We start from the raw sequence: 26,683 nt of genomic DNA on the forward strand, positions 1-26,683 counted from the left end.
CCTCACGCGGGCGGCGCAGGCAGCCGCTCGACCCGCGTGTCCAGGCGGCCGTCGGGATAGAGTTCGAGCACGCGGTAACCCGGGCGCCCGGTGTCCGGGTCATCGTCGAGCTGATATTCCGTGGCCCCGGGGCGGAACTGCACGCAGGTGGCGGGGCAGCCGAGCACGCGTACGTCGCCATGAAAGGTGTCGACCACCTGGTGCGCGTGGCCGAACACGCAGGCCCGCACCTGCGGATGGTGGTCGAGCACGGCGAACAGCGCGTCGGCATTGGTCAGGCCCATGCCGTCCATCCACGGGCTGCCCACCGGTACCACCGGATGATGTACGGCGATCAGGGCCGGGCGTTCCGGGTGCGCGGTGAGGGCCCCCTCGAGGCGTTGCAGTTCGGCGTCGGACAGATGGCCGGCCGGCCCTCCGGGCTGCGAGGAGTCCAGGGCGATCAGCTGCCAGCTGCCCAGGCGTTCGCTGCGATGGACCGCATGGCCGGCCGACTCCAGGGTCACCGCCAGTTCGCGTGCGTCGTCGTGATTGCCGGCCAGCGCGCTGGTGGGCCAGGGTCCCGTTTCGTCCAGCAGTGCCTTCAGGCGCCCATAGGTCTCCGGCGACGGGTTCTCGGCGAGGTCGCCGGTCAGCAGCAGGCGGTCGGGCAGGCCTTCCCGCGCTCGCGCGGTTTCCAGGACGTGGCGCAATGCGAGGTCGCTGTCCGGGTAGCCCGCGCGCACCGGGCCCGGTTCGGTCCCCAGGTGACTGTCGGTTACCTGGATCAGGCGCAGCGGTTCGTGCATGTTCGATCCCTGTGGTCTGTCGGTCTGTACTGAGTCCGGCACATGTGTTCTAGTGCAGGTTTACCCGTTGTGGCGGGCCCGTGGCTCGGGTCACGATCCGGAGGTGCAACATGGTGGATCCCGGCTATCGTCCCTCCGAGGACGAACCCTACATGAATCCGCGCCAGCTGGACTATTTCCGGCGCAAACTCGAGGCGTGGCGGGCCGAGCTGATCGCCGAGTCGGAAGAGACCCTGGAGCATCTGCGCACCGAGAACTGGCAGGAGCCGGATCCCTCCGATCGCGCCACCCACGAGGCCGATGCCGGCGTGGAGCTGCGCACCCGCGACCGCGAGCGCAAGCTTCTGACCAAGATCGACGAGGCGCTGGCTCGCATCGAGCGCGGCGAGTACGGCTACTGCGAGGAGACCGGCGAGCCGATCGGCCTCGAGCGCCTCGAGATCCGTCCCATCGCCACCCTCAGCGTGGCCGCGCAGGAGGCCCATGAACGCGACGAGGCCCGCGGCCGCTGAGCCCGGCGCTGCCCCGGGTCAGCCCTCCAGCTCGCGCGTGAAGACCCGCGAGTTGCGCGCCTGATTGTAGCGCTGGCGGCGCTCCGGCGGGAGGTCGTCGACGCTGCCGGGGGCGTAACCGCGTTCCTGGAACCACTGCGCCGTGCGGGTGGTGAGCACGAATACCCGGCGAACCCCCTGTTCGCGTGCCAGATCTTCCATCGCGGTCAGCAGCCGGTCGCCCCGGCCGTGGCCGCGGTATTCGGCGTGCAGCGCCAGGCAGGCGATCTCCGCGGCGTGGTCGCCGAACGGGTACAGCGCCGCGGTGCCGATGATCAGCCCGTCGACCTCCAGTACCCGGAAACGGTCGATCTCCAGCTCCAGGTGCTCGCGGGCGCGGTGCACCAGCACACCCTCGGCCTCCAGTGGCTCCAGCAGCGCATGGATGCCGCCGACATCGTCCAGGGTCGCGGGGCGCAGGCGCTCCAGCGGCTCGCGCGAGACCAGGGTGCCGATGCCCTGGCGGGTGAACAGTTCCGTCAGCAGCCCGCCGTCATCGCGGCGGTCGACCAGATGCACGCGCAGGTCGCGTGCATGGCAGGCATCCACCGCGCTGCGCAGGTGGCTGGCGAGTTCCTGCGGCAGATCGTCGCGCTGTTCCAGGATGCGCTCCGCGGCGGGCACGGTCAGCTGGTCGAGTACGTCGTCCTGCGGCCCGCGCAGCACGCCGGCCTCGGTCAGGAAGATCAGCTTGTCCGCGTCCAGGGCGATCGCCACGCGGGTCGCGACCTCCTCGCCCGACAGGTTGAAGACCTCGCCGGTGGGCGAATACCCCAGCGGCGAGACCAGCGCGACCTGCTCCTGATCCAGCAGTGCGGTGAGCGCGGCGGTGTCTACCCCGCGCACCTCGCCGGTGTAATGGAAATCGACCCCGTCGCGGACGCCCAGCGGGCGCGCAGTGACGAAGTTGCCGCCGGCCACCCGCAGGCGTGCGTTGCCGGTGCCCGGCTGGCCCAGGCTGCGGGACAGCAGACCCTCGATCTGCAGCCGCAGGCGGCCGACCGCGTCCAGCACGGCATCCAGCGCCGGAGCATCGGTGATCCGCAGACCCTCGGCGTACTGCGGCTGCAGGCCGCGTTCGGCCAGGCGCGCCTCGATCTGCGGGCGTGCCCCGTACACCAGCACCACGCGCACGCCCAGTGCATGCAGCTTGGCGATGTCCCGCATCAGGGCCGGGAACTCCGCCGCCTGCGCGGCCTCGCCGGCCAGCGCGATGACCATCGTGCGTCCGCGGTGCGCGGCGATGTATGGCACCGCGTCGCGGAACCACGCGAGCTCTCCGGGCGCCGGGGCGCGACGTGCGGCTTGCGGGCGGGTTGGATGGTCTGGCGGGTTCACGCGGCTCCCTCGCAATCCGGTTGGCCAATACATGTGGGCGATGCGGCGGACGGGCACGGGCTCGGTCCCGTTGCCTGCATCGATTCCGGAGGCGGCGCGCACATGGTCAGCAGGCGCCCGGCCTGGTTCTCAGCGGTCCCGGGCGGCCTCGCGCGCGGCATCCAGGCCGGGGATGCGCTCCCCCGCCTCGATCCCGTGCTGCGCGAACCATTGCGCGTTGACCTCCAGTGCATACTCGATCGGTGCCACGGACCAGTGCAGGCGGGTGGTCTCGGGCGCCATGGTCTCGATGTTGGTGATCTCGCCGTCGCCGTCGATAAACGCGACGTCCAGCGGGATGAGCGTATTGCGCATCCACATCGCCCGGCGATCCGGCGTATCCCAGATGAACAGCATGCCGCGGTCGTCCGCGAGCGCCTCGCGGAACATGAGGCCCTGGCTGCGGCTGGCGTCATCCGCGGCCAGTTCCACCGTGAGCTCCCGCTCGCCGACCTCCAGGGTGGTCTCCGGCAGACCGTCGTGTTCGGGCGGGGTGGCCGCGGCCGGCGCGGCCAGCGCCACCGCAGCCACCAGAACGACCAGGCCGGCCCGCCACCGTGCCGGATGTCGGTGGCGGACGGCCGGGGCCGGCCGGCCCCGGGCATGCCCCGCGTCATGGTTCATGCCGGATGCCTGCGCTCAGCTGTCACCGCTCATGCGTCCGACCGCGCAGCTGGCGAACGACTTCGCCCGGGCCCCGGCGGAGCGCAGTCCGGAGACCGAGCCGACCTCCGGATAGCCCATGTGGGCCAGTTTCTCGCGGATCGCGTCGGTGGCGGACTCCGGCGCGGTGACCTCCACGGCCCCGTTCTCGACGTCCACCTCGGCGGACTCCACGCCCTCGACCTGCATCAGGCCCTTGCGGATGGAGCTGGCGCAGCCGCCGCACTTGATGTTCTCGACCTCGAATTTCATGAACGCTTCCTCCCCTACTGGGTATTGATGCTCGCATTATGTACGATTTCGCATTTCCACGAACGTTCGCGAGACCTGCCCATCATGCCTGCCTATCGTTCCCGCACAACCACCCACGGCCGCAACATGGCCGGGGCCCGCGCCCTGTGGCGCGCCACCGGCATGAAGGACGGTGACTTCGACAAGCCGATCGTCGCCGTCGCCAACTCCTTCACCCAGTTCGTGCCGGGACACGTGCATCTGAAGGACATGGGCCAGCTGGTCGCGCGCGAGATCGAACAGGCCGGTGGCGTGGCCAGGGAATTCAACACCATCGCGGTGGACGACGGTATCGCGATGGGCCACGGCGGCATGCTCTATTCGCTGCCGTCGCGCGAGATCATCGCCGACTCGGTGGAGTACATGGTCAACGCCCACTGCGCCGACGCGCTGGTGTGCATCTCCAACTGCGACAAGATCACCCCCGGGATGCTGCTCGCCGCGATGCGCCTGAACATCCCGGTGGTGTTCGTCTCCGGCGGGCCGATGGAGGCCGGCAAGGTGCAGGCGCCCGGGCAGGACAACGTGATCCACCTTGATCTGGTGGATGCGATGGTCAAGGCGGCCGACTCCAGCGCCAGCGACGAAGAGGTGGAGGCCGTCGAGCGTTCCGCCTGCCCGACCTGCGGCTCCTGCTCCGGCATGTTTACCGCCAACTCGATGAACTGCCTGACTGAGGCCCTGGGGCTGTCGCTGCCGGGCAACGGTTCGCTGCTGGCCACGCATGCCGCGCGCCAGGCGCTGTTCGAGGAGGCCGGGCGGCGCGTGGTCGACCTGGCGAAACGCTATTACGAGCAGGACGACGCCTCGGCCCTGCCGCGTTCCATCGCCACCTTCGAGGCGTTCGAGAACGCGATGAGCCTGGACATCGCGATGGGCGGTTCCACCAACACCGTGCTGCACCTGCTGGCGGCCGCGCGCGAGGGCGAGGTCAACTTCACCATGGCCGACATCGACCGCCTGTCGCGCCACGTGCCCAACCTGTGCAAGGTGGCCCCGGCGACGCAGCAGTACCACATGGAGGACGTACACCGCGCCGGTGGCGTGGTCGGCATCCTCGCCGAACTGGACCGCGGCGGGCTGATCCACCGCGACATCCCGACCGTGCATGCCCCGACCCTGGGCGCCGCCCTGGAACAGTGGGACGTGATGCGGCATGCGGCCGAATCCGAGCGTCTGTACAGTGCCGCGCCGGGCGGGGTGCCCACCCAGACCGCGTTCAGCCAGGACCGTGCCTGGGACAGCCTCGACCTCGACCGCGCCAACGGTTGCATCCGCGACATCGAGCACGCCTACTCGCAGGACGGGGGCCTGGCCGTGCTCTACGGCAACATGGCCCCGGATGGCTGCATCGTGAAGACCGCCGGCGTCGACGAGAGCATCCTGACCTTCTCCGGCCCGGCGCGGGTGTTCGAGAGCCAGGACGCCGCGGTGGAGGCCATCCTCGCTGACCGCATCCGGGCGGGCGACGTGGTGATCATCCGCTATGAGGGTCCGAAGGGCGGTCCCGGCATGCAGGAGATGCTCTATCCCACCTCGTATCTGAAGTCGAAGGGCCTGGGCAAGGACTGCGCGCTGATCACCGACGGGCGTTTCTCCGGCGGCACCTCCGGCCTGTCCATCGGCCACGTCTCGCCGGAGGCCGCGCAGGGCGGGGCGATCGGCCTGATTGAAGAGGGTGACACCATCGTGATCGACATCCCCGCGCGCGAGATCCGCATCGACGTCGACGACGCCACGCTGGCGGCGCGGCGCGAGGCGATGGAGGCCCGCGGGGCGAAGGCCTGGAAGCCCGAGTCGCGCAATCGGCCGGTGACCCAGGCCCTGCGCGCCTATGCCCTGATGACCACTTCGGCCGCGTTCGGCGCGGTGCGCGACATCTCCCCGCTGGAGGACGGCTGACGCCGGCCGCCGCGCTGCACCACCCGATTCACGCCCCGGGATCCTCCCTGCGCGCGGAGACCCCGGCGGTCAGGGCGTAGCGCATCGCGTCCTCCAGCGACAGCTCCAGCGGTTCCACCCGGTCGCGCGGCAGCATCAGGGTGTAGCCGCCGATCTGGTAGCTCATCGGCATGTAGACCGCGAGGGTCTCCGCCCCGCCCAGTGCGTCCGGCAGGCCTTCGAAGTCCTCGCGCGTGACGAAGCCGATGACGCGCGCTTCCAGCCCCGGCAGCGTGACCAGCACCGCCTGGCCGAACTGCTGGTGGATGTCGCCGGAGACCAGGCGGGTAACATCGCGCACCGTGCCGTGGATGGTCTTGACCACCGGGATCCGCTGCATCAGGCCTTCCAGCCAGTTGAACAGCCAGCGCACCACGTAGGCCTGCAGCAGTACCCCCACCGCGAACACCAGCCCGACACCGGCGGCGATCCCCATGCCCGGTACGTACAGCAGGTCCGGCAGGACGGCCTGCAGCAGGCCGCCCAGGACCTGTTCCGCGGTGCTGCCCAGCCACCACAGCAGGGCCAGCGTGACCATCGCCGGCAGGATCGCGGCCAGGCCGGTGAGGAAGGTTCGGGAAATCTTGCGCACGCGGGTTCTCCGGAAGGGGCGACGCCTCGATCGTAACAACGCCGGGGCGGGCGGGGTTCAGAACTGCCAGGTGGCGTGCAGCGAGCCGAATTCCGCGGCGCCGGTTGCCTGGCCGCTGAATTCGCGCGAGCGCCAGACATGGGTATAGCCCAGGCGTACCCCGTGCCAGTGGAACACCACGCCCGCGGTGAATTCGCCCACTACCGGGTGCTTGTCCACCGACGGGCCGTCGCGGAACAGCGGCCCGTCGAGGAACAGATCAAAGGCCATCAGGCGGGTGTCCACCCCGGCGAACAGGTAGCCGCCGGCGGTGTCGACCGCCTCGAAGGTGTGCGACCCGGACAGTGCCGGGTTGATCCGCGGTGGGCCGAAATCGCGTGGCAGGTTGCGGCCCGTGCGCAGGATCGCGCCGGCATTGGCGAAGGTGAAGGGGCTGCCGATGGAGGCGCCCCAGTGCGGGGTCAGATCCCAGTCCCAGCCGCTCCCCAGATGGCCGGATCGGCCGCGCAGCTGGCGTTCGTAGCCCAGCATCAGCGTGGGCTCGTTGCCGATCTGCGCGTCCCATCCGCGCGGATCGGGGGCGCCCGTCAGGTCATGGACCGTCTCCTGGGTGCGGTCGGCCAGGGACGCCGGGCCCACTGTCCCCAGCGTGACCTGCAGCCGGTCGAGCCGGTCGCCGTGGTCCTCGGCCAGGCTGAAGTTCAGGTACAGCCAGCCGGCGTAGGGGCGGTCGTCCGGGTCCGGCTGCTCGCGTTCGATGTCCTCCGGGGTGTACATGTTCTGCGCCAGGTGCACCGAGGTCTTCAGGCGGCCGCGTTCCTCGCGATCGACGAACAGCGGGAAGAAGTCCGCCACGTCCTGGAGCCAGGGCGGGACCCGTTCGCCGCGCCGCGTCCAGCCGGCGCGCACGCCATTGGTGTAGTAGCGGTCCTCGCCGGCGAACAGGTCGTTCTCGAACTCGAAATGCAGGGCATCCACGCCGCCGCGTTCGGCCGCCGCGGGCGAGCCCGCCAGCGACCCCGACAGCAGGGCGGTGACGGCGATTACGGAGACCGCGGGCCGGAGGCAGGGAATGCTCCGGTATGATGGCGCCATGGATTTCTCCAGTCAGATCATCTTTCTCGTCGCCGTGGTCCTGCTCGGCAGCATCCTGTCCAGCGTGGTCACCTCGCGGCTGGGTGTACCACTGCTGCTGGTGTTCCTCGGCATCGGCATGCTGCTGGGCCCGGAGGGCCCCGGCGGCGTGTCGTTCGAGAATATCACCCTGGCCCATCTGATCGGCTCCGCGGCCCTGGCCATCATCCTGTTCGATGGCGGGATGCGCACGCCGGCGCGCAATTTCCGTATCGGACTGAAGCCGGCGGTGGGGCTGGCCACCGTGGGGGTGCTGATCACCTCCGGCCTGACCGGGCTGTTCGCGGTGTGGTGGCTGGGGCTGTCGTGGCTGGAGGGACTGCTGCTGGGGGCGATCGTCGGCTCCACCGACGCGGCCGCGGTGTTTTCCCTGCTGCGCTCGCGCGGGCTGGAGTTGAAGAGCCGCGTGGGGGCGACCCTGGAGATCGAGTCGGGATCCAACGACCCGATGGCAATCTTCCTCACCATCGTGCTGATCGAGCTGATCCTGATGGATCAGCCCGATTTCGGGGTGGTGGTGCTGGTCGAGTTCGTGCAGCAGATGGGGCTGGGGGCCCTGCTGGGGGTCGGGGGCGGGCTCGCGCTGCTGGCGCTGATCAACCGTGTGCCGATGTCGGCCGGGTTCTACCCGCTGTTCGCGCTGGCCGGGGCGCTGGCGATCTTCGGCCTGACCGGCATGGTGGGCGGATCGGGCTTCCTCGCGGTGTATCTCGCCGGGCTGCTGCTGGGCAACCGCCCGCTGGAGGCCTCGCAGAACATCAAGCGTTTCCACGACGGCATCGCGGCGCTGGCGCAGATCGGCATGTTCCTGATGCTGGGGATGATCGTCACGCCCTCGGAGCTGCCGCCGGTGGCGCTGGACGCGGGCCTGGTGGCGCTGGTGCTGATCCTGCTGGCACGCCCGCTGGCGGTGGCGCTGTGCCTGTATCCGTTCCGCTTCCCGTGGCGCGAGCAGCTGTTCATCGCCTGGGTCGGGCTGCGCGGGGCGGTGCCCATCATCCTCGCGCTGTTTCCGTTGCTGGCGGGGCTGGAGCTGGCGGAATACTTCTTCCACGTGGTGTTCTTCGTGGTGCTGATCTCGCTGATGGTGCAGGGCTGGACCGTGGCCTCCTCGGCGCGCTGGCTGGGGCTGGAACTGCCGCCGACCACCACCCGGGTCCAGCGCACCGAGCTGGACATCCCGGGGCAGCAGGAGATGGAGCTGGTGGGCTACCGGCTGGCGGAGACCACGCCGGTGGTGCGCGAGGCCTGGTCCGGTTTCCGTCTGCCCGGATCGGCCCGGGTGGTCGCGCATCTGCGCGAAGGCCAGCTGCTGGAGACCCTGGAACTGCTGGACCTGCAGGCCGGCGACCATCTCTACATCATGGTCGCGCCGGCCGATCTGCCGGACCTGGACCGTCTGTTCGTGCCGCAGGAAGAGGTGCCGGAACGCCTGACCGAGCGCAGCGTGTTCGGGGAGTTTGCCCTCAACGGCGATGCCCTGCTGGGGGCGGTGGGCATGACCTACGGCGCGCCGGTGCCGCCGGAACGTCAGGGCGAGACTCTGGAGGCCTTCCTGCGCGCCGAACTGCAGACCGAGCCGGTGGTGGGGGACTTTGTGGATCTCGGGCCCACGCGCCTGGTGGTGCGCGAGATGGAGGGCGCGCGCATCACCCGGGTCGGCCTCAAGCTGCTGAAGAAGGAGTGATTATTTCTCCAGCATGGCCTTGAGCCCGGCGAGATGGGCGCGCGCCGTGAGCTGCTGGGTCTCCGGGTCCGGCGGCTTTGCGTCGGGCCAGTCGAGGTGTTCCTCGGGCAGCTCGTCGAGAAAGCGCGACGGTTCGCAGTCGAGGGTCTCGCCGTAGCGCTTGCGGCTGCGCGCGTAGGTGATCAGCAGGGTCTGCTGCGCGCGGGTCAGCCCGACGTAGGCCAGGCGGCGCTCCTCCTCGATGGCGTCGTCCTCCAGGCTCACGCGGTGCGGCAGCAGCTCCTCCTCGAAGCCGACCAGGCACACGTGCGGGAACTCCAGGCCCTTGGCGGTGTGCAGGGTCAGCAGCTGCACCGCCTCGGTATCGTCCTGGGCATCGCGGTTGCGGTCGAGGATGTCCATCAGGCTGATGCGGTTGACGATGTCGGCCAGTTCCATGCCGTCCTCGTCGTCCGCCGTGTCGTCGCCGTATTCGGCCTCCGGCGCGCGCGAGCCGGCCAGGCGTGCGACCCAGTCGATGAATTCACGCACCTGTTCCATGCGCCGGGTGGCGGCGCGCGGGTTGGCGCTGTTGTCCAGCAGCCAGGATTCGTAGTCGATGTCCTCGACCAGTGCGCGCAGCAGGGCATCCGGGGCCTCCTCGGCCGCGCGTGCGCGGAAGCCGTCGACCCAGTCGACGAAGCGTTCCAGACGCGCCCGGGCACGCTCGTCCATGTATTCGGCCAGGCCGGCCCCGCGCGCGGCCTGCAGCAGCGAGACCCCGCGCTGGTTGGCGTACTGGCCGAGTTTTTCCAGAGTGGCCGGGCCGATCTCGCGGCGCGGTACGTTGACCACGCGCAGAAAGGCGGTGTTGTCGTCCGGGTTGGCCAGCAGGCGCAGGTAGGCCACCAGATCCTTGATCTCGGCCTTCTCGAAGAACGATTGCCCGCCGCTCAGGCGGTAGGGGATGCCCTGCTCGCGCAGCAGCTTCTCGAACAGCCGCGACTGGTGGTTGCTGCGGTAGAGGATGGCGAAATCGCCCCAGCCGGCGTTCAGGCGGAAGCGCCGGCGCATCAGCTCGGAGACTACCCGCGCGGCCTCGGCGTCGGAGTCCGCGCAGTCGATCACCTCGACCTTCTCGCCCTCGCCCAGCGCGCTCCACAGGCGCTTCTCGAATACGTGCGGGTTGTTGGCGATCAGCGCGTTGGCGGTGGCCAGGATGCGGTTGGTGGAGCGGTAGTTCTGCTCCAGCTTGACCACTTCCAGACGCGGAAAGTCCTGCTGCAGGCGCGCGAGGTTTTCCGGGCGCGCGCCGCGCCAGGCGTAGATCGACTGGTCGTCGTCGCCGACCACGGTCAGGCCGTCGCTGACCCCGACCAGCAGACGTACCAGCTGGTACTGCGCCGAGTTGGTGTCCTGGTATTCGTCCACCAGCAGGTGGCGGATGCGGTCCTGCCAGCGGTTGCGCAGCTCGGCGTCCGCGCGCAGGCAGTCCACCGGGCGCTTGATCAGGTCGTCGAAATCCACCGCGTTGTAGGCGCGCAGGGCCTGTTCATAGCGCGGGTAGAGATTGGCCGCGAGCAGGGCCCCGGGGGCTTCGTCGCCCGCCTGGCTGGCCTCGGCCAGCGCCTCGTCGGGGGTCAACAGGTCGTTCTTCCAGCGGCTGATGTGGCCGATCAGGTCATCCACCTCGGCCGCGGTGTCGTCGCGGTGGGTGATCTCGCGCAGCAGCTGGCGACAGTCGCCGGGATCGAGGATGGAGAAGCCCGGGCGCAGGCCGGTGGCCGCCAGTTCGCGGCGCAGGAACTGCAGGCCGAAGGTGTGGAAGGTGGACACGCCCAGCCCGCGGCTCTGTTCCCGCGACAGCCGCCCCTGCACCCGCTCGCGCATCTCGCGCGCGGCCTTGTTGGTGAAGGTGATCGCGACGATCTGGCGCGCGTCCAGGCCGCGCTTTTCCACCAGGTGCGCGATCTTCTCGGTGATCACGCGGGTCTTGCCCGAGCCCGCGCCGGCAAGGACCAGCAGCGGACGGTCGGTGGTGGAGACGGCGGCGTGTTGCTGGGGGTTGAGCTGTTCGGACACCGGCGGGTCGCTTCCTCGGGACGCGGGCGCGTAAACTACCCCACGCGTCATTGATCATAAAGCCCCGCCGGTCGGCTGTCGTCGCTCCCGGCGGGCACGTCATGGAGGCAGTGTGCCGCAACCGTCCCGTGTCGACGAATCACCCGCCAGCGGGGGCCTTCCGGCCCTCGATGCCGGGGGCTTCCACCACCGCCTGCAGGAGGTGGACGGGGCGGCCGTGGTGATGTTCACGCGGCCCGGCTGCAGCGCCTGCCACGCGATGGGCGACGCCCTGCGGCGCTGGCGCGCCGAGGGCGATGCGCCCGAGCTGTTTCGCGTGGATGCCGAGATCGACACCGCACTGGTGCGCGAGTTCGAGGTCTTTCACCTGCCGGCACTGTTCGTGTTTCTGGACGGCGAGTACCACGGCCCGCTGCAGGCCCCGCCGCGCGTGCCGCTGCTGCGCGAGGCCCTGGAGGCACGCCTGCGCCAGCCGCCGGAGGAGGCCCCGTGAGCGCGGCCGGCGAGGACGTCGGGGCGTGCGACTGGTGGCCGACCGCCGGGCGCAGCGAGAGCCCGAATCAGGATGCGCGCCCGGCCGGGATGCAGCCGGAGCTGATCGTGGTGCACGCGATCAGTCTGCCGCCGGGCGAGTTCGGTGGACCGCACGTCGAGGCCCTGTTCCACAACCGGCTGGACCCGGCCGCGCATCCGTTCTTCGCCGGGATCCGTGACCTGCGGGTGTCGGCGCATGTGTTCATCGATCGCGCGGGCCGGGCGACCCAGTTCGTCCCGTTCAGCCGGCGCGCCTGGCATGCCGGCGTTTCCGCGTGGCGCGGGCGCGAGCGCTGCAACGATTTCTCCATCGGGATCGAACTGGAGGGGGACGACCATACCCCCTTCACCGCGGTGCAGTATGCCGAGCTGGCGGCGCTGATCCGCTGGCTGCGGGAGCATTTCCCGGCGATCGCCGCGGACGCCCTGGCGGGGCACAGCGACATCGCCCCGGGGCGCAAGACCGACCCCGGTCCGTGCTTCGACTGGGATCGGTTGCACGCCCTGCTGGGGGAGCCTCGAGCCATCGCCCCCTGGTGAATCCACCCCTGGAGCAAGTAGATGATCGTCGACCTGATGCGACACGGAGAGCCCGCCGGCGGCCAGCGCTTTCGCGGCCACGGCTGCGACGACCCCCTGAGCGAGACCGGCTGGCGCCAGATGGAGCGCGCCGCGGCCGCCGAGACCGGATGGCAGCGGATCGTGACTTCGCCGCTGGCGCGCTGCCGCGCGTTTGCCGAACACCTGGCGGACGAGCGTGGTGTGGCGCTGGCGACGGCGCATGACCTGCGCGAGATCGGCTTCGGCGCCTGGGAGGGCCGCACCCGCGCCCAGCTGCAGGAGGAACGTCCGGAGGAATACCGCGCCTTCTACGCCGACCCCGAGCACAACCGGCCGGAGGGGGCGGAGATGCTGGATGCGTTTCGTCAGCGGGTGGCGGCGGCCTTTGCCGAGAGCGTGGAAGCGCCCGGCCGGTCCGACGAACACGTGTTGCTGGTGGTCCACGCCGGCGTGATCCGTGCGCTGGTCGGCGGCGTAATGGCCGTACCGGACGGCCACCTGTTCCAGCTCGACTGCGACTACGCCAGCCTCACCCGGATCCATCGCCAGACCGACCGCGGCTGGCGGCTGGCGTTCACCAACCGGGTCGTGGCGGACTGACTCAGCCGGCGTTGCTCTTGCGCTTCGGGACCGCCTTCACCGACAGGTAGTAGTCGTTCTCGAGGATGTCGATCAGACGGTCGATGTTGGGGTGCCTGCCCGGGTTGGCGCGGGCCTCGTCGGCATGGCTGCCGTACATCAGCAGACCGGAATTGGCCGCCTTGGGGCCGATCCCGCCGAAATCCAGCGCCAGCTGGTAGTACACCTGCAGGGAGAGCTTCTGCCCCTCCTGGTTCTCGATGGTGGCGGTGGGGTTGTAGTCCTCGCCGAACAGTTCGAGGCGTTCGATATTGCTCACGTCGGGCAGTTTTTTGGACATGCCGGGCTCCTCGGATGAATCGGCGGCATTATCGGGGCTGCCCGGCCCGGCCACAACCGTCCGCAATCATGGCGGGTTCGTCGCGTCGTGCCGCTCCTGCTACGATAGCGGCTTTTCCCCGAGGACCGAGAACATGCAGGCAAGCCCGTTCCTGGAAGCCGCGCAGGCTGCGGCCGACGCCGCCGAGAAGGTGATCCGTCACTACTACGAACACGGCGTGGACGTTGAAACCAAGGCCGACGACACGCCGGTCACGCGTGCCGACGTGGAGAGCGAAGAGGCGATCCGCTCGATCATCCGCGAGCGCTTTCCGGATCACGGTTTCTACGGCGAAGAGACGGGCCAGTCGGACATGGACTCCGACTATGTCTGGCTGATCGACCCGATCGACGGCACCAAGAGCTTCGTGCGCCGCTACCCGTTCTTCTCCACCCAGATCGCGCTGATGTACAAGGGCGAGCTGATTCTGGGCCTGTCGAGCGGGCCGCAGTTCGGCGAGCGCGCCTGGGCCGAGAAGGGACAGGGCGCCTGGCTCAACGGCGAGCGCATCGGCGTGGAGAAGGGCATCACCGCGGTCGATCGCGCGACCCTGTCCACCGGCAACCTCCGCTCGCTGGCGGCGCGCGGCGACTGCTGGAGCGCGCTGGGCGGGATCGTCGCCGAGGTCAACCGCGTCCGCGGTTACGGCGACTTCTACCATTACCACCTGCTGGCCCGCGGCAGCATCGACTGCATCGTCGAGTCGGACGTGAACATCCTCGACATTGCGGCCCTGGCCGTGATCGTGCGCGAAGCGGGCGGGACGTTCACCGACCTCGCCGGCGGCGAGCTGGACCTCGACACCAGCACGGTGCTGGCGGCGGGCACCCCCGAGCTGCACGCCACCCTGCGCGAGCGTCTCGCCTGGGGGTGACCCGCCGAGCTGGCTAGTCGAGCAGCCCGTGGCTGCGCAGCTTCTTGCGCAGGGTCGCGCGGTTGAGGCCGAGCACGGCCGCCGCGCGGCTCTGGTTGTGGCCACAGCGTTCCAGCACGCAGGCCAGCAGCGGGCGTTCGACCTCCTCCATCACCAGGGCGTAGAGGCCGTGGCTGGACTGCCCGTCCAGGGTGTCGAAATAGTCTTCCATGGCCTGATGGACGGACTGCGCGAGGACGCTGTCCGATTCCGGCGGCGCGGCCGGACCCTGTCCCGGCCATGTCGTCTGTCCGTTGCCGTCCTTGCGACGCGCGGGATTCCCGTTGCTGCTCATGCGGCCCTGTCCGAATCGTCCGCAGGCGAATCGCCTGATGGAAACATTGCCTCGAGGCGCCGGAGCTGTTCGCCGGCGTCCTCCAGGGCGAACAGTTCGGCCCGCAGTGCGCGGGTCTCTGCCTCGCCTCTCCCCAGCTGCTCAAGATACCAGCCGATGTGCTTGCGGGCGATACGCACGCCCTGATGCGGACCATATTGCCGGTGCAGGGCGGCGACGTGCTCGCGCATCAGCGCCGCGATGGACGCGGGGCCGGGTTCGTCCGGCAGGACCTCGCCGGCCAGCGCGGCGCGGATCCGTCCCGGCAGCCACGGGCGTCCCTGCGCGCCGCGCCCGATCATGATCCCGGTGGCGCCGGTGCGGGCAAGGGCCCGCCGGGCATCCTCGACGTCGCGGATGTCCCCGTTGGCCAGCACCGGCAGGTCCGTGGCGGCCACCACCCGGGCGATCGCCTCGTGATCGGCCGCGCCGCGATACCCCGCCGCCCGGGTACGGCCATGCACCGTGAGCATCGCAATCCCGGCATCTGCGGCGATCCCGGCAATGGTTCCCGCGTTCATGCGTTCGGGGTCCAGGCCCAGGCGCATCTTCAGGGTGACCGGTACGCCGGCGTTGTCGGTGAGGGCCTGCAGCAGCTCGCGGACCAGCCCGGTGTCGCCCATCAGCGCCGAACCGGCGGCGCGGCTGCAGACCTTCTTGGCCGGGCAGCCCAGGTTGAGGTCGATGATATCGGCACCGCGGGCGACGTTTTCACGCGCTGCGTCGGCCAGGGCTCCGGGCTCGTTTCCCAGCAGCTGGACGATGCGCGGTGACGGTTCGGCCGCGTGATCCAGGCGGTGCCGGCTCTTGGCGCTGTCCCACAGGTTTTGCTGCGAGGTGACCATCTCCGAGACCGCCGCGCTGGCCCCCAGGCGTCGTGCGAGCAGGCGGAAAGGCCGGTCGCTGACCCCGGCCATGGGCGCGAGGAAGACCGGCGGGTCGGAGAAATGGTGGCGGCCGAGCTGCATGCCGTCAGTTTAGCAGCCCGCACGCCCGGCGCAGGAATCCGCGTCAGCGGGGGCGGACGTGGACCCCGCTCAGGCGCGGGTGCTCGGTGCGTATGCGCAGGGCGACGGGCCAGGGTCGGTGGGCGGCCATTTGCGGAGGGGGATCACCGTCCGGGGCATAGACCCGCGGATGGATGCGCTCGCGGGCATGGGTGCGGCCCAGGGTGTCCGACAGGGCAATATCCAGCAGCGGCCAGGCCTGAGCGCGTGATTCTCGGTTGTAGAGCTCGAAGATGAGCCAGCGGCCGCTGCCGGCGCCGGCCGGGTGCAGCGAAGGAGTGGAGACACGAACGGACTCGGGCGCGCGATGGGCGCGTTCGGGGCAGTGCAGGCGCTCGCACAGCGAGGTCCGCAGGGTCTCCAGCGCGGGTTCTTGCGTGATGGCGCGTGGCGGGAAGGCCAGCAACTGGAAGATCAGCCCCAGCAGGAGGAGGCCCGCCAGCGCGGCACCGCCGAAACGGGTCCGGTGTGCGCTTCGGGCGGGTCGTATCTGCGGGCCGTCCGGGCGCCCCGGAGCCCCCCGGGCGGGACGCTCGCGCTCCGGCTCGGGATCGGGGGCTGCGGGGGGGCGCGTGGACGGTTCCGGGTACGGCACGGAGCGCGCGGACTGGGTGTCGGGAGATCCGACGGTCGGGTGCGAAAGGGTGGGCGCTCCTTCGTCCGGCCTGCCGGGGGCGGCGGGGACCGGCTGCAGGCCGGCCCCGTTTGCGGGTTCGCCCGCCGGGGCAATCTCCAGAGCGGGGAACCAGGCGAACGCACGGCCACAGGCCTCGCAGCGGACCCGTGCGTGGTGCGCGTTGCCGGGCGGGCGGGCCACCACATGGGCAACGCTGCAATGCGGGCAGCGGACCAGCATTACGCGGCAGGCCGTCCGGCCGGTGGGTCAGCGGCGGCGGCCGTCCAGCAGGGCCCAGCCATCGCGGGAATCGCGGACACCGATATCGAATGCATGGGCATAGGCCTCCATGACCTCTTCCGCCTGACGATCCAGCAGTCCGGCCATCAGGATGCGCCCGCCCGGACGGGTGGCCGCGGTGAGCACCGGGGCCAGTTCGATCAGCGGGCGCGTGAGGATGTTGGCCAGCACCAGATCGGAGCCGCCTTCGGGCAGCGGGTGATCGGTGAGTCCGGCCTGCAGACGGTCGCTGCCGATGCCGTTGGCGGCCGCGTTGGATTCCGTGGCCTGGACCGCCTGGGGATCGTTGTCGATCCCGAGGGCGTGGCGCGCCCCCAGCTTGAGCGCGGCGATCGCGAGGATCCCGGAGCCGCAGCCGTAGTCCAGCACCTCGAGGTCACGCGGCGGGTCCTCGGCCAGGGCGGTCAGGCACATCGCGGTGGTGGGGTGGTTGCCGGTGCCGAAGGCCAGGCCGGGGTCGAGGTGCACGAAGACCCCGTCCTCGACGTCCGGTTGTTCCTCCCAGGACGGCACGATCCACAGCGGCCCGCCGCAGTGGATGGCCTCCAGCCCGTCCAGGCCCGCGCGCACCCAGTCCTGGTCGGTGATGTCGGTGACCTGCAGCTCGGAGGGGGCGGGGTCGCGCTGGAGCATCGAGGCCGAGGCCAGCTCCGCCGCGGTGCGGTCGGAGAACACGGCCTTCAGGCGGATGTCCGACCACAGCGGGTGGGTGCCCGGGGGCGGCTCGAACAGGGGTTCGTCGGCGGCATCGAACAGTTCCACGCTGACCGCGCCCAGTTCGAACAGCAGCTCTTCCAGGGCCTCGGCATCGCCGGGTTCGACCCGGCATTCCAGTTCGGCAAGACTCATGCGGCCCTCAGTGTGCCTTCAGCTTCTTTTCCAGGTAGTGGATGTCGGTGGCACCCCGCTGGAAATTGGCGTCGTTCATCAGGTCGGAATGCAGGCTGATGTTGGTGCGGATGCCGTCGACGATGATTTCGCCGAGGGCGCCGCGCATGCGCGCGATGGCGATGTCGCGCGTGGTGCCGTGGGCAATCAGTTTGCCGACCATGGAATCGTAATGCGGCGGTACCGCATAGCCGTTGTAGATATGCGTGTCCATGCGGATCCCGGGGCCGCCGGGGGCGTGGTACTGCTGGATGGTGCCGGGGCTGGGGACGAAGGTCGCGGGGTCCTCGGCGTTGATGCGGCATTCGATCGCATGGCCGTGGATGGTGACGTCGTCCTGGGTGATGCCCAGCGGTTCGCCGGCGGCGATGCGGATCTGCTCACGCACCAGGTCGATGCCGGTGACCTGCTCGGTCACCGTGTGCTCGACCTGCAGCCGGGTGTTCATCTCGATGAAGAAGAACTGCCCGTCCTCGTACAGGAACTCGAAGGTCCCGGCCCCGCGATAGCCGATCTCCTGGCAGGCGCGGATCAGGCGTTCGCTCATGTCGCGGCGCTGGGTGGCGGTGATCTCCGGGGCCGGGGCCTCCTCGATCACCTTCTGGTGGCGCCGCTGCATGGAGCAGTCGCGCTCGCCCAGGCATACCGCGTTCCCGTGGGTGTCCGCGAGGATCTGGAACTCCACGTGGCGCGGGCGCTCGAGGAATTTCTCCATGTACAGGGTGTCGTCACCGAAGCCCTGACGGGCCTCGTTGCGGGTCAGGGAGATCGCGTTGAGCAGCGCACCCTCGGTATGCACCACGCGCATCCCGCGGCCACCGCCGCCGGCAGCCGCCTTCACGATGACCGGGTAGCCGATCTCGCGGGCCAGCTGCAGGTTGGCGTCGGGGTCCTCGCCCAGCGCGCCGCCGGAGCCCGGCACGCAGGGGACCCCGGCGGAGAGCATGGCCTGCTTGGCCGAGACCTTGTCGCCCATCAGGCGGATGGTCTCGGCGCGCGGGCCGATGAAGGCGAAGCCGCTGGATTCCACGCGTTCGGCGAAGTCGGCGTTCTCCGACAGGAAGCCATAGCCGGGGTGGATGGCGCCGGCATCGGTGACCTCGGCCGCGGCGATCAGCGCCGGGATGTTGAGATAGCTCTCGTTCGAGGGGGCGGGACCGATGCAGACCGATTCGTCGGCCAGGCGCACGTGCTTGAGGTCGCGGTCGGCGTCGGAGTGCACGGCCACGGTGGCGATGCCCATCTCGCGGCAGGTGCGCAGTACCCGCAGGGCGATTTCGCCGCGATTGGCGATCAGGATTTTTTCAAACATGCTCGGACCTGTGTTCGGCGAAGACGGTGAAGGCTCACGCGATGATGAACAGCGGCTGGCCGTATTCCACCGGGTTGCCGTTCTCCACCAGGATCTGGCGGACGGTGCCGGCCTGGTCCGCTTCCAGCGGGTTGAGCATCTTCATCGCCTCGATGATGCACAGGGTGTCGCCCACCTCCACCTGCTGTCCGACTTCGACGAACGGCGTGGCGCCGGGGCTGGGGGCGCGGTAGAAGGTGCCGACCATGGGCGCGGTCACGCGGTGGCCCTCGAGTTCCTCCGGTTCATCCGCGCCCGCTTCCTCGGCCGCGGCGGCGGGAGCGGGCGGTGCGGGCGGCGGTGCGGCGGCCGGCATCGGTGCGGGCTGTGCCTGGGGGACGCCCCCGGGCGAGCGGGTGATGCGCACCGACTCCTCGCCCTCGTTGATCTCGATTTCGTGGATCCCGCTCTCCTCGAGCAGGTCGATCAGTTTCTTGACCTTGCGGATATCCATGGGTGCCTATGACTCCTTGATGGCTGCAATCGCCGCGTCCAGCGCCAGCCGGTACCCCCGGGGGCCGAAACCGGCCAGGGTAGCGGCGGCGACGTCGGCCAGCAGCGATGTCTGCCGGAACGCCTCGCGGGCATGGACGTTGCTGATATGGATCTCGTAGAACGGGATCGCGACCCCCAGCAGGGCGTCACGCAGGCTGACGCTGGTGTGGGTCAGTCCGCCCGGGTTGATCAGGATACGGCGCACGTCCTCGCCCGGCGCCGCGTGGATGCGGTCGATCAGGGCGCCCTCGTGATTGCTCTGAAAGCAGTTCAGGCGGATCCCCGCCTCGTGCGCCCGGTTCTCCAGATCCGCCTCGATGTCCGCCAGCGTGGCATGGCCATAGCGCTCCGGCTCCCGCTGTCCGAGCAGGTTCAGGTTGGGGCCGTTGAGCAGCAGGATGGTGGCCATGACGGGAATCGGCGGCGATCCGGACGTGAATGGGGGCGAACGCGCCGGAACATGCCGGCGAATCCATGGCCGCGATTCTGCCGCAGGGCGCGCGGGGTGTCCAGCACCTTCGCCGTGCGCCGGAGCGTGCCCGCGCGGGTCAGAGGTATTGCTCCAGCCAGCCGTGCAGGTCGTTTTCGGTAACCTCGCCGCGGTGGGTCTCGCGCACGGTCCCGTCACGATCGATGACCACGGTGTAGGGCAGGGCCCCGATCCGGTTGCCGTATTCGGTCTGGATCTGCATGGCCTCGTCCTGCCCGATCAGGATCGGGAATTCGATGCCGTAGGTGGCGACGAACTGCTCGGTGGCCGACTGTTCGTCCACCGCGACCGCGACGATGTTGAAGTCCTCGTCCCGGTATTCTTCCCAGGTTTCCTGAAAGAGCGGCATTTCCTTCTTGCAGGGCGGGCACCAGGTGGCCCAGAAGTTGAGTACCACCAGGTCGTCGTCCCACTGGTTGAAGGCCTGCTCCTCGCCGTCCAGGTCCGGCAGGGTGAAGTCGACGCGCGACTCGCCGGTCGGGGTGTCCTCCGGCCCCGCGACGTCGGCGGCATCGACATCCGGGTCGCCGCCGGTCGCGGTGTCGCCGGACCGGTCGTTATCCAGGCAGGCGGTCAGGGCCGGGGCGCACAGCCCGATGGCCAGTGCCAGCCACCAGCGGTTCCCGTTCACGGGCGCACCCCCAGGGCATTGTCCAGGTGCTCGAGGAAGGCCTCGGCGTTGAGGTAACCGACGCGGCGAAACTGCGGCAGTGGTTCGCCGTCGCGGTCGTAGAACACCATCGCCGGCGGGCCGAACAGCTCGAAGTGCTGCATCAGTTCGCGGTGCTCCGAGGTGTTGTCGGTGACGTCGGCCTTCAGCAGATGGACATCCGCGGTGGCGCGGATGACCTGCGGGTCCTGGAAGGTGGTGCGTTCCAGGCGTACGCAGTCCACGCACCAGTCGGCATAGAAGTCCACGAACACCGGTTCGCCGCGTGAGGCGGCCTCCGCCACCTCCCGTTCGAGATCTTCCAGGCTGTCGATGTAGGTGAACTCCATCTCCGTCGGTCCGCCGTCCGCGGTGGTGACGGCGGGCTGACTGAGGGTGGCCAGCGGGCGGGTCATGTCCTTGCCGCCGGTGGCCGCCCCCAGCATCAGCAGGATGCCGTAGATCAGGATCACCAGGCCGAGCCCCTTCCACAGGGTGTGCCAGCCGGATTTGCCTTCGGGCAGACTCTGCAGCGCCCCCATGTACACCGCGACCACGATGAACAGGGTAGCCCACAGGAACATCGCCACTTCGCCCGGGATGACCCGTTCCAGCAGCCAGATGCCCATGGCCAGCAGGCCCACGCCGAACACCGCCTTGATGGTATCCATCCACGGGCCGGCCTTCGGCAGCAGGCGTCCGGCCGAGGTGCCGATCGCCAGCAGGGGGGCGCCCATGCCCATGCTCAGGGAGAACAGCGCGATCCCGCCCAGCACGGCGTCGCCGGTCTGGCTGATGTAGAGCAGGGCTCCCAGCAGCGGCGCGGTGACGCACGGCCCGACGATCAGGGCCGAGAGGAAGCCCATGACACCGGCGCCGAACAGGGTGCCGCCCTCCTGGCGATTGCTGATGTTCGACAGCTTGCTCTGCACGCCCGCGGGCATTTGCAGGTCGTAGAAGCCGAACATCGACATCGCCAGCGCGACGAAGATGGCGACGAAGGTGCCGATAATCCAGGGATTCTGGAAGGCGGCCTGCAGGTTGGCCCCGGCCATGCCCGCCAGCACCCCGGCCACGGTATAGGTGAGTGCCATCGCGAGCACGAACACCAGCGAGATGAAGAACGCCTTGCGGGTGTTCATCTCCTTCTGGCCGAGGATGATGTTGGACAGGATCGGGATCATCGGGAACACGCAGGGCGTGAAGGTCAGCAGCAGGCCGAAGCCGAAGAACGCCAGGGCCACCAGCCACACGCGCCCGTCCGCCAGCTGCGCCGCGATGCGGTCCTGTTCCGAGGCCGGCGGGGCGACGGCGTCGTCGTCCTCGGGTGCGGCTTCGCCTTCATCGGGCATGGCCGCCGGGTCGGCCTCCTCGGCCAGATCGGCGGCAAAGCTGACCGCGACCTCCTGGGTCAGCGGCGGGTAGCAGATACCCGCGTCCGCGCAGCCCTGGTAGTCCACCGCCAGCACGATGTCGGCGACGTCGTCGGCATCGCGCTGCACCGGCACCAGGATCTCCACCTCGTCGCGGAAGATCCGGGTCTCGCCGAAGAACTCGTCTTCGTGCAGTTCGCCGTCCGGCGGGCTGATGTTGCCCAGCTCGATGCCTTCCCCTTCGGCGACGCGCACGTCCAGCTGGTCGCGGTAGAGATAGTAGCCGTCGGCGATGTCGAAGCGCAGCACCACGGCGTTCTGGCTGATCGCCTCGGCGGAGGCGGCGAACGCATCCTCGGGGTCGAGCAGATCCTCGTCCCCGGCAAGCTCGCCGGACATCTGGCCGAGCTCGTCCAGTGCGCCTTCCCCGGCCGCCGCGGTGTCGGCCTCGGCCTCGGCGTCACCCGGCAGGCCCGGCAGGGTGATCGACACGGTCTGGAAATGCGGCGGGTAACAGATGCCGGCATCCGCGCAGCCCTGCGAGCGTGCGGTCAGCTCGATGGTCTCGCTTTCGGCGGCCAGTACCGGCAGCTCGATGCTGACCTCGCCGCGATAGGTCTCGACCCGCCCGAAGAACTCGTCTTCCTTGATCTCGCCGTCCGGGATCGCCGGATCGCCCAGTTCCAGGCCGGGGCTTTCCGGTTCGAACTCGAACTGCTCGCGGTACATGTAGTACTCGTCCGCGATGTCCCAGGTCAGACGGATGGTGGATTCATCCACCGCCTCGGCACTGATCGCGAAGGCGTCGTCCGGGTCGAGCAGGTCGTCGTCCATGCCGAACTGTGCCGCGGCCACTCCGGGCAGCAGCAACAGCGCGGTGAACAGGGCGGCAAGCCAGTAACGGAGGTTCATCGGGTGCATTCGCGGATCCAGTTCAGGTAGTCGGGCAGTCCGTCCTCGATCGGCAGGGCGATGATTTCGGGCGTGTCGTACGGATGTTGATCGTGCAGGGTGGCCCGAAGTTCGGGCCAGGCCTCGCGCGAGGTCTTGATCAGCAGGGTGACTTCGCTGTCGACCTCGATGCGGCCCTGCCACTGATAGATCGAGCGGCCGGGCGGGAGCATGTGCACGCAGGCGGCGCGGCCGGCCTCGACCAGGTGGCCGGCCAGGCGTTCGGCGGCGTCGGCATCGTCCAGCGTGGTGATGACCAGCCAGGCCGGTGCGGGGTCGGATTCGCTCATGGTGAAGTGCGTCCTCCTGGTTCAGTCCGGATGCTCATTCCAGGCCGAGTTCGATCCGTGCCGCCTGGCCCGCCCGCGGGGCGAGGCCCTCAGGGGGCGTGAACTCGACCCGCAGACGATAGGCGGGGGCGTCCTCTTCGCCGCTGCGCTCCCAGTCCACGTGCTCCACCCGGCCGTCGACGCGGGTGTCGTTCAGGATGACGGTGACCGGGTGCCCGGGTTCCAGGCGTGCGGCGGTATCCGCGTCCACGCGGCCGCGTGCATGCATCGGAGCGTCGCGTCCGATCACCGCGAGAACCGGCGGAACCAGCGCGGGGTTCACGTATTCGTTGCGGGTGACGTCCAGACGCAGCACGCGGCCCTCTCCGGGCGCGGCGATCTCGGTGTCGTGCACGTCCGCGCGGGCCTGGCGGACCCGGGCGCGGGCCTCGGTCAGGCGCGATTCGGCCGCGGTGTGGTCGATTCGGGCCAGTTCCAGTTCGCGCTCGGCGATCAGGGTCTGGTCGTACAGGTCGCGGGCCTTGCGCAGTTCGCGTTCGGTTTCCGAGGCTTCCAGCTCCAGGCGTTCGACCTCGGCCTGCGCTGCGGACAGTTCCGCACGGGCCCGGCGATCGTCGATGCGGAACAGGGTGTCATCTTCCATCACCCGGTCGCCGGGCCGGACCCCGATCTCCCGGACCTGGCCCGCGACGGGCGCGGTGATCCGGTACTGCTCGCTCCAGGCGAGCTCCGCGTCCACAGTCTGGGCGCCCGCGGCCGGGCTCAGCAACAACAGCGCGAGGCTCGCGCCGATCGCTCGCCGGGTGGTGTGCGGGATGGGGTGAATGCGGGTGTTCATGGGGTCCCTCCAAAGGCGGTGGCGTCGGCGGCGAACGGACTCAGGTCTTCGCGGCCGGTCAGCAGGGCAAGGCGTTCGTAGGCCAGGGCCAGCTCGAATTCGGTACGGGCATTGAAATGCGCGGCCGCGCTCTGCTGGACCATGGAGTCGCCGAGGTCGGCCTCGTCTTCCATCTGGTAGAGATAGCGAGCCCGGCTGATGTAGAGGTCGCGGTAGTCCATGCGTGCCAGTGCCTCGTCGCGCTGCACCTCCAGGGTCCGGATTTCGTGAACCAGTTCGCGTACCCGGTTGCGGGCCCGGAGCATGGCCTGGTCGCGTTCGGCTTCGGCTTCCCGGCGCTGGGCCACCGCGCGGCCGACTCGGGCATCGCCGCGGCGCCCCTCGAACAGCGGCACCTCCAGTACCAGTGCGGCGGCGAAGGGGTTGCGGTCTCCGCCGAACTCCCGGTTCCAGTAGCCGGTCTCGGCCTCGGCATACAGCCGGGGGCGGCTTTCACTGCGGGCCGCCTGCACGCGGCCGGTGGCGGCCTCGACCCGCTGGCGTTCGGCGGCCAGGGCCGGGCTGCCGGACTCCAGGTCCGCCAGCAGGCTGCGCAGCTCCGGAAGCTCGGGCAGGTCCAGCGGCAGCGGCGGGCCGAGGACGTCGGCCGGCGGGCGTCCGCGGTGATGCAGGGCCTCGGCCAGCTCGGCGCGGCTGCGCTGCTGGCGGTACAGCGAGCGTTGCCGCTGGGTGAAATGCTCCTGGTATTCCGCTTCCGCCTCGAACAGGTCGATGTCGGAGACCTGGCCCAGCTCGTTGCGCTCCTGCATGCGTTCGAGGGTCACGAATGCGGCGGCCATCGCTTCGGTGTCGCGGGCGAAGGCCAGATCGGCGAGGACCACGTCGAAGTAGCGCTCCAGGACCTCAAGGCGGTGCCGGGCGAACGCCAGCCACTCCTCCTGGCGCGCGGCCTCCAGCGCGCTGGCCCCGGCCTCCTCGCGCGCCCGGGAGTGGCCGAAGTCGCTCAGCAGCTTGCGCGCGACCAGGGTCGCACGCGAGTCGTTGTTGCGGTCGTCGGCGATGTTGTCGTTGGGCTCGATCCAGCGGGCTTCCAGCCGCGCGTCCACGCGCAGGTCACGGTCGGCGCGCGTGGCTTCCAGCTCCGCTTCGGCCGCTTCGCGTCGGGCGCGGGCCTGCTGCACGCGGGGGTGCATCGCATTCACCGCCTCGATGGCATGCTGCAGCCGCAGGGGCTGGGGCAGCGGCTCGATGTCCGGCACCACCTCGGCCGACGCGGGACCGCCCGTGCCGACGGCCAGCACGAGGCACGCCGTCAGGAGGGCGCCGGCACGGCGCCCCCGGACAGGGAGACGAGGAGTCATGTCCGCTCCTTTGCGTTCAGCGGCCGCGCTGCTCGCGGCGGAAGCGATTGAAGTTGGTTTCTTCGTGGTGCCCCTCGGCGACAAAACGCCCCAGGGTCAGGAATTCGTCCGCATCGCGGGTGGCCCCGGTAAAGCGGTGGACCGGTTCGCCGTCCAGGTCGAAGAACTGAAAGACCGGCGTGGCGCGCACACGGAAGTCGCGCGTGGCGAAATCGGCCATCCGCCGGGTCTCGCCGTCGAAGTTGGTGATCTCGACGTCGCCTTCGATGTCCACGCTGAAGATGGCGAAGTGTTCGCGGTAGTAGTCCTGCACCTGCGGCTGATTGAGTACCTGGTTCTTCATCCGATGACAGAACGGACAGGCATCCATCTCGAAGAAGATCAGGATGCCCTTCTTGCCTTCCTCGCGGGCGAGCTCGAGCTCCTCCTGGAAATCGCCGAAGGTCGGCTGGAAGAAGTGTTCTTCCGGATCACGCGGGTCGTCCTGGGCGACGGCCGTTCCGGCCAGCATGAACGCGAGGGTCAGCAGCAGGACCGGAATCACTCGTTGGGACAGCGGGCTGCGTTTCATGTGGCCTCCTTTCTCCGGTGGGCGTCTTCTGTCATTGAGACGCAGGGGAGGGTCGCGAAATTCCGGGGTCACGGCAAGGGAACCCGGCCGAATCGACACCCGTACCCGTGACGTGCTCCAATGATCCCCTCTTTGTCGAATCCTCCTCGCGATGCGCAATCCCCTGTTACCGCTTCTGGTCTTTCTCGGTTTCATCCTGCTCGAGATCTTCGGGTTCGCCTGGGTCGGGGATGCCGTCGGTGCGCTCGCCACAGTGGCGCTGGTCGTGGCGACCGCGGCCGGCGGGATCGTGCTGTTCCGGGTGCAGGGCTTCTACCACTGGCGGCGGCTGCAGCAGAGCCTGGCGCGCGGCGAGGTCCCCGCGCGCGGTCTGCTGGAGGGCTGGCTGCTGATGGCGGCCGCAGTGCTCCTGCTGGTCCCGGGATTCTTCTCCGATGCGGCCGGGGCCGTGTTGCTGGTGCCACCACTGCGCCGGCTGATTGCCGCGGGCATCCTGCGCCGCGGTCTGGTGCGGGCGCGGACCGGCCCGTTCCAGGGGCCCGGCCATGATGCCGGCGGCCCGATCGAGGGCGAGTTCCGCCGGCACGATGACAAGGCTGGCGGTCGCGACGTGCTCGACCACGATTCCGGCGACGACGATCGGCGTCGCTGACCCCTTGTCGGACGCGTTTCCGTGCTCTTGACTCGTGTTCGTTCGCCCCTATGATTAGCACTCGTTGCGGGTGGCTGCTAACAGGGCATCCATCCGGTTCCCTCAGACCCCTGTTATGAACAGACAGAAAGGAGTTTCCACCATGAATCTGCGGCCTTTGCACGATCGCGTGATTGTGAAGCGCATGGAAGAAGAACGCACCACGCCCGGCGGCATCGTGATCCCGGATTCGGCGGCCGAAAAGCCGATCCGCGGTGAAGTCGTGGCCGTGGGCAACGGCAAGATCCTGGACAACGGCGAGAAGCGTGCGCTGGACATCAAGGCCGGCGACAAGGTGCTGTTCGGCAAGTACTCCGGCACCGAGGTCAAGGTCGACGGCGAAGAAGTCCTGGTGATGCGCGAAGACGACATCATGGCCGTCATCGAGGGCTGAGCCCGCATTCGCGTCACGTAGTTTTATTCAATT

The 26,683-nt window shown here is 69.4% G+C and carries 30 protein-coding genes; 9 read left to right on the forward strand and 21 right to left on the reverse strand.

The window, feature by feature from the left end:
* Positions 1-2 precede the first annotated feature (2 nt).
* On the reverse strand, positions 3-788 hold the full coding sequence (locus F620_RS0103675; protein WP_019569490.1) for a metallophosphoesterase: 786 nt from the start codon (positions 786-788) through the stop codon (positions 3-5).
* 110 nt (positions 789-898) lie between these two features.
* Here F620_RS0103675 and dksA point away from each other — a divergent pair, with 110 nt between their 5' ends.
* Entirely contained in the window at positions 899-1,300 is a 402-nt protein-coding gene (dksA, locus tag F620_RS0103680; RefSeq protein ID WP_019569491.1) for an RNA polymerase-binding protein DksA, read from the forward strand.
* Between the two features lie 18 nt (positions 1,301-1,318).
* Here the strand turns inward: dksA and argA are convergent, their stop codons facing one another.
* The 3 genes from argA to F620_RS0103695 form a co-directional block, all read right to left on the reverse strand.
* Positions 1,319-2,677 (reverse strand): amino-acid N-acetyltransferase, encoded by a 1,359-nt coding sequence (gene argA, locus F620_RS0103685; protein WP_081621739.1) that lies wholly within the window; start codon positions 2,675-2,677, stop codon positions 1,319-1,321.
* A gap of 129 nt (positions 2,678-2,806) precedes the next feature.
* Positions 2,807-3,340: a DUF192 domain-containing protein gene (locus tag F620_RS0103690; RefSeq protein ID WP_019569493.1), complete on the reverse strand. Its 534-nt coding sequence runs from the start codon at positions 3,338-3,340 to the stop codon at positions 2,807-2,809.
* Positions 3,341-3,355: 15 nt separating this feature from the next.
* Positions 3,356-3,631, reverse strand: coding sequence for a heavy-metal-associated domain-containing protein (locus tag F620_RS0103695; protein WP_018869738.1), 276 nt, complete (start codon positions 3,629-3,631; stop codon positions 3,356-3,358).
* An 84-nt stretch (positions 3,632-3,715) separates the two neighbouring features.
* On the opposite strand from F620_RS0103695, the gene ilvD reads away from it, so the two are divergent.
* Positions 3,716-5,572 (forward strand): dihydroxy-acid dehydratase, encoded by a 1,857-nt coding sequence (gene ilvD, locus F620_RS0103700; RefSeq protein ID WP_019569494.1) that lies wholly within the window; start codon positions 3,716-3,718, stop codon positions 5,570-5,572.
* A 28-nt stretch (positions 5,573-5,600) separates the two neighbouring features.
* Here the strand turns inward: ilvD and F620_RS0103705 are convergent, their stop codons facing one another.
* Both F620_RS0103705 and F620_RS0103710 read right to left on the reverse strand, forming a co-directional pair.
* Entirely contained in the window at positions 5,601-6,203 is a 603-nt protein-coding gene (locus F620_RS0103705; RefSeq protein WP_019569495.1) for a DUF502 domain-containing protein, read from the reverse strand.
* 57 nt (positions 6,204-6,260) lie between these two features.
* Positions 6,261-7,298 carry a lipid A deacylase LpxR family protein gene (locus tag F620_RS0103710; protein ID WP_019569496.1) on the reverse strand — a complete coding sequence of 346 codons (1,038 nt, stop codon included), beginning with the start codon at positions 7,296-7,298 and terminating at the stop codon, positions 6,261-6,263.
* Between F620_RS0103710 and F620_RS0103715 the strand changes: the two genes are divergently transcribed.
* Positions 7,297-9,024, forward strand: coding sequence for a potassium/proton antiporter (locus F620_RS0103715; protein WP_019569497.1), 1,728 nt, complete (start codon positions 7,297-7,299; stop codon positions 9,022-9,024). The genes F620_RS0103710 and F620_RS0103715 overlap by 2 nt on opposite strands.
* Here F620_RS0103715 and F620_RS0103720 read toward each other — a convergent pair whose 3' ends face one another.
* Positions 9,025-11,085, reverse strand: a complete 2,061-nt coding sequence (locus tag F620_RS0103720) for a UvrD-helicase domain-containing protein (RefSeq protein ID WP_019022721.1) — start codon at positions 11,083-11,085, stop codon at positions 9,025-9,027. It abuts the gene before it with no gap.
* A gap of 112 nt (positions 11,086-11,197) precedes the next feature.
* On the opposite strand from F620_RS0103720, the gene F620_RS0103725 reads away from it, so the two are divergent.
* From F620_RS0103725 to F620_RS0103735, 3 genes are read left to right on the forward strand one after another with little or no spacing between them, the layout of a single operon-like run.
* Complete coding sequence (locus F620_RS0103725; RefSeq protein ID WP_019569498.1) at positions 11,198-11,578, forward strand: co-chaperone YbbN; 381 nt, start codon at positions 11,198-11,200, stop codon at positions 11,576-11,578.
* Positions 11,575-12,159 carry a 1,6-anhydro-N-acetylmuramyl-L-alanine amidase AmpD gene (ampD, locus tag F620_RS0103730; protein WP_019569499.1) on the forward strand — a complete coding sequence of 195 codons (585 nt, stop codon included), beginning with the start codon at positions 11,575-11,577 and terminating at the stop codon, positions 12,157-12,159. Before F620_RS0103725 ends, ampD begins: the two co-directional genes overlap by 4 nt.
* Before the next feature lie 21 nt (positions 12,160-12,180).
* Positions 12,181-12,780, forward strand: a complete 600-nt coding sequence (locus F620_RS0103735; RefSeq protein WP_019022724.1) for a histidine phosphatase family protein — start codon at positions 12,181-12,183, stop codon at positions 12,778-12,780.
* A gap of 1 nt (position 12,781) precedes the next feature.
* On the opposite strand, the gene F620_RS0103740 is transcribed toward F620_RS0103735, so the two are convergent.
* A complete protein-coding gene (locus tag F620_RS0103740; RefSeq protein ID WP_019022725.1) occupies positions 12,782-13,099 on the reverse strand; it encodes a DUF2322 family protein in 318 nt (105 codons plus the stop codon).
* A gap of 133 nt (positions 13,100-13,232) precedes the next feature.
* Here F620_RS0103740 and F620_RS0103745 point away from each other — a divergent pair, with 133 nt between their 5' ends.
* On the forward strand, positions 13,233-14,012 hold the full coding sequence (locus tag F620_RS0103745) for an inositol monophosphatase family protein (RefSeq protein WP_019569500.1): 780 nt from the start codon (positions 13,233-13,235) through the stop codon (positions 14,010-14,012).
* A 13-nt stretch (positions 14,013-14,025) separates the two neighbouring features.
* Here F620_RS0103745 and F620_RS0103750 read toward each other — a convergent pair whose 3' ends face one another.
* The 13 genes from F620_RS0103750 to F620_RS0103810 all read right to left on the reverse strand — a co-directional run bounded on the left by F620_RS0103750 (position 14,026) and on the right by F620_RS0103810 (position 25,565).
* On the reverse strand, positions 14,026-14,346 hold the full coding sequence (locus F620_RS0103750) for a helix-turn-helix domain-containing protein (RefSeq protein ID WP_019569501.1): 321 nt from the start codon (positions 14,344-14,346) through the stop codon (positions 14,026-14,028).
* A complete protein-coding gene (gene dusB, locus F620_RS0103755; RefSeq protein WP_018869750.1) occupies positions 14,343-15,353 on the reverse strand; it encodes a tRNA dihydrouridine synthase DusB in 1,011 nt (336 codons plus the stop codon). The genes F620_RS0103750 and dusB overlap by 4 nt, the downstream gene beginning before the upstream one ends.
* A 43-nt stretch (positions 15,354-15,396) precedes the next feature.
* The gene (locus F620_RS0103760) at positions 15,397-16,248 is read right to left on the reverse strand and encodes a zinc-ribbon and DUF3426 domain-containing protein (RefSeq protein WP_019569502.1); all 852 of its coding nucleotides are present in this window, start codon (positions 16,246-16,248) and stop codon (positions 15,397-15,399) included.
* A 27-nt stretch (positions 16,249-16,275) separates the two neighbouring features.
* Positions 16,276-17,157 carry a 50S ribosomal protein L11 methyltransferase gene (prmA, locus tag F620_RS0103765; protein ID WP_019569503.1) on the reverse strand — a complete coding sequence of 294 codons (882 nt, stop codon included), beginning with the start codon at positions 17,155-17,157 and terminating at the stop codon, positions 16,276-16,278.
* Between the two features lie 7 nt (positions 17,158-17,164).
* Positions 17,165-18,508, reverse strand: a complete 1,344-nt coding sequence (gene accC / locus F620_RS0103770) for an acetyl-CoA carboxylase biotin carboxylase subunit (RefSeq protein WP_019569504.1) — start codon at positions 18,506-18,508, stop codon at positions 17,165-17,167.
* 34 nt (positions 18,509-18,542) lie between these two features.
* Positions 18,543-19,001 carry an acetyl-CoA carboxylase biotin carboxyl carrier protein gene (gene accB / locus F620_RS0103775; RefSeq protein WP_019022731.1) on the reverse strand — a complete coding sequence of 153 codons (459 nt, stop codon included), beginning with the start codon at positions 18,999-19,001 and terminating at the stop codon, positions 18,543-18,545.
* 6 nt (positions 19,002-19,007) lie between these two features.
* A complete protein-coding gene (aroQ, locus tag F620_RS0103780; protein WP_018869755.1) occupies positions 19,008-19,451 on the reverse strand; it encodes a type II 3-dehydroquinate dehydratase in 444 nt (147 codons plus the stop codon).
* A 139-nt stretch (positions 19,452-19,590) separates the two neighbouring features.
* Positions 19,591-20,163, reverse strand: coding sequence for a redoxin domain-containing protein (locus F620_RS0103785; RefSeq protein ID WP_019569505.1), 573 nt, complete (start codon positions 20,161-20,163; stop codon positions 19,591-19,593).
* A complete protein-coding gene (locus tag F620_RS0103790; protein ID WP_019569506.1) occupies positions 20,160-22,475 on the reverse strand; it encodes a protein-disulfide reductase DsbD in 2,316 nt (771 codons plus the stop codon). The genes F620_RS0103785 and F620_RS0103790 overlap by 4 nt, the downstream gene beginning before the upstream one ends.
* On the reverse strand, positions 22,463-22,795 hold the full coding sequence (gene cutA, locus F620_RS0103795) for a divalent-cation tolerance protein CutA (RefSeq protein ID WP_019022734.1): 333 nt from the start codon (positions 22,793-22,795) through the stop codon (positions 22,463-22,465). The genes F620_RS0103790 and cutA overlap by 13 nt, the downstream gene beginning before the upstream one ends.
* 34 nt (positions 22,796-22,829) lie before the next feature.
* Complete coding sequence (locus F620_RS0103800) at positions 22,830-23,633, reverse strand: efflux RND transporter periplasmic adaptor subunit (protein ID WP_019569507.1); 804 nt, start codon at positions 23,631-23,633, stop codon at positions 22,830-22,832.
* Positions 23,630-24,934 (reverse strand): TolC family protein, encoded by a 1,305-nt coding sequence (locus F620_RS0103805; RefSeq protein ID WP_019569508.1) that lies wholly within the window; start codon positions 24,932-24,934, stop codon positions 23,630-23,632. The genes F620_RS0103800 and F620_RS0103805 overlap by 4 nt, the downstream gene beginning before the upstream one ends.
* 76 nt (positions 24,935-25,010) lie before the next feature.
* Complete coding sequence (locus F620_RS0103810; protein ID WP_018869761.1) at positions 25,011-25,565, reverse strand: thioredoxin family protein; 555 nt, start codon at positions 25,563-25,565, stop codon at positions 25,011-25,013.
* 151 nt (positions 25,566-25,716) lie between these two features.
* Here F620_RS0103810 and F620_RS0103815 point away from each other — a divergent pair, with 151 nt between their 5' ends.
* On the forward strand, positions 25,717-26,217 hold the full coding sequence (locus F620_RS0103815) for an FxsA family protein (protein WP_019569509.1): 501 nt from the start codon (positions 25,717-25,719) through the stop codon (positions 26,215-26,217).
* Positions 26,218-26,359: 142 nt separating this feature from the next.
* Entirely contained in the window at positions 26,360-26,650 is a 291-nt protein-coding gene (groES, locus tag F620_RS0103820) for a co-chaperone GroES (protein ID WP_018947484.1), read from the forward strand.
* Positions 26,651-26,683: the final 33 nt, after the last annotated feature.

This window comes from Thioalkalivibrio sp. ALE11 (genome assembly GCF_000381205.1).
In the GTDB taxonomy this organism is placed as follows: Bacteria; Pseudomonadota; Gammaproteobacteria; order Ectothiorhodospirales; family Ectothiorhodospiraceae; genus Thioalkalivibrio.